Origin of the sequence: Paraferrimonas sp. SM1919 (assembly GCF_010993985.1) — a bacterium.
GTDB lineage: Bacteria > Pseudomonadota > Gammaproteobacteria > Enterobacterales > Shewanellaceae > SM1919.
The window spans coordinates 1-1,732 of record NZ_WINH01000052.1 but is presented as its reverse complement, the minus strand read 5'-3'; the positions used below and the strand labels follow the sequence as shown (position 1 = coordinate 1,732).

Sequence of the window (1,732 nt, the reverse complement as noted above, 5' to 3'; positions counted from 1 at the left end):
TCAATTTAGGTAAGGAGGTGATCCAGCCCCAGGTTCCCCTAGGGCTACCTTGTTACGACTTCACCCCAGTCATGAACCACAAAGTGGTGAGCGTCCCCCCGAAGGTTAAACTACCCACTTCTTTTGCAGCCCACTCCCATGGTGTGACGGGCGGTGTGTACAAGGCCCGGGAACGTATTCACCGTGACATTCTGATTCACGATTACTAGCGATTCCGACTTCATGGAGTCGAGTTGCAGACTCCAATCCGGACTACGACCGGCTTTTTGGGATTCGCTCACTCTCGCGAGTTGGCTGCCCTCTGTACCGGCCATTGTAGCACGTGTGTAGCCCTACTCGTAAGGGCCATGATGACTTGACGTCGTCCCCACCTTCCTCCGGTTTATCACCGGCAGTCTCCTTAAAGTTCCCACCCGAAGTGCTGGCAAATAAGGATAAGGGTTGCGCTCGTTGCGGGACTTAACCCAACATTTCACAACACGAGCTGACGACAGCCATGCAGCACCTGTCTCAGAGTTCCCGAAGGCACCAATCCATCTCTGGAAAGTTCTCTGGATGTCAAGAGTAGGTAAGGTTCTTCGCGTTGCATCGAATTAAACCACATGCTCCACCGCTTGTGCGGGCCCCCGTCAATTCATTTGAGTTTTAACCTTGCGGCCGTACTCCCCAGGCGGTCTATTTAATGCGTTAGCTTTGGAACCCACGCGTCAAGCGCACAAGCTCCTAATAGACATCGTTTACGGCGTGGACTACCGGGGTATCTAATCCCGTTTGCTCCCCACGCTTTCGTACATGAGCGTCAGTCTTTGTCCAGGGGGCCGCCTTCGCCACTGGTATTCCTTCAGATCTCTACGCATTTCACCGCTACACCTGAAATTCTACCCCCCTCTACAAGACTCTAGTTATGCAGTTTCAAATGACTTTCCTAGGTTGAGCCCAGGGCTTTCACATCTGACTTACATAACCGCCTGCGTACGCTTTACGCCCAGTAATTCCGATTAACGCTTGCACCCCTCGTATTACCGCGGCTGCTGGCACGAAGTTAGCCGGTGCTTCTTCTGCGAGTAACGTCACAGCTAATGAGTATTAATCATTAACCTTTCCTCCTCGCTGAAAGTGCTTTACAACCCGAAGGCCTTCTTCACACACGCGGCATGGCTGCATCAGGGTTTCCCCCATTGTGCAATATTCCCCACTGCTGCCTCCCGTAGGAGTCTGGACCGTGTCTCAGTTCCAGTGTGGCTGATCATCCTCTCAGACCAGCTAGAGATCGTCGCCTTGGTGAGCCATTACCTCACCAACTAGCTAATCTCACTTAGGTTCATCCAATCGCGAAAGGCCCGAAGGTCCCCTCCTTTCCCCCGTAGGGCGTATGCGGTATTAGCAGTCGTTTCCAACTGTTATCCCCCACGACTGGGCAGATCCCTAAGCATTACTCACCCGTCCGCCGCTCGACGCCCTTAACGTTCCCCGAAGGTTCAGTTAAGTCGTTTCCGCTCGACTTGCATGTGTTAGGCCTGCCGCCAGCGTTCAATCTGAGCCATGATCAAACTCTTCAATTAAAGTTTTGGTTGATACAACTTAATGTATCTGCTCAATGAATTTACTGTCTTGCTTTGTCATTTACTCGTTAAAGTAAAATCGAAAGTTTATGTGAACACTAAAGTACATTGAGAAAATCGTTTTGTTGATTTTCAAATGCCTGTGAGTGCCCACACAGATTACTTGATTA

The 1,732-nt window shown here is 50.9% G+C and carries 1 rRNA gene; it reads right to left on the bottom strand.

The features are described from left to right. Nucleotides 1-10: 10 nt before the first annotated feature. Nucleotides 11-1,562: ribosomal RNA gene (locus tag GFB48_RS17070) — 16S ribosomal RNA — on the bottom strand. Between the last annotated feature and the right edge of the window lie 170 nt (nucleotides 1,563-1,732).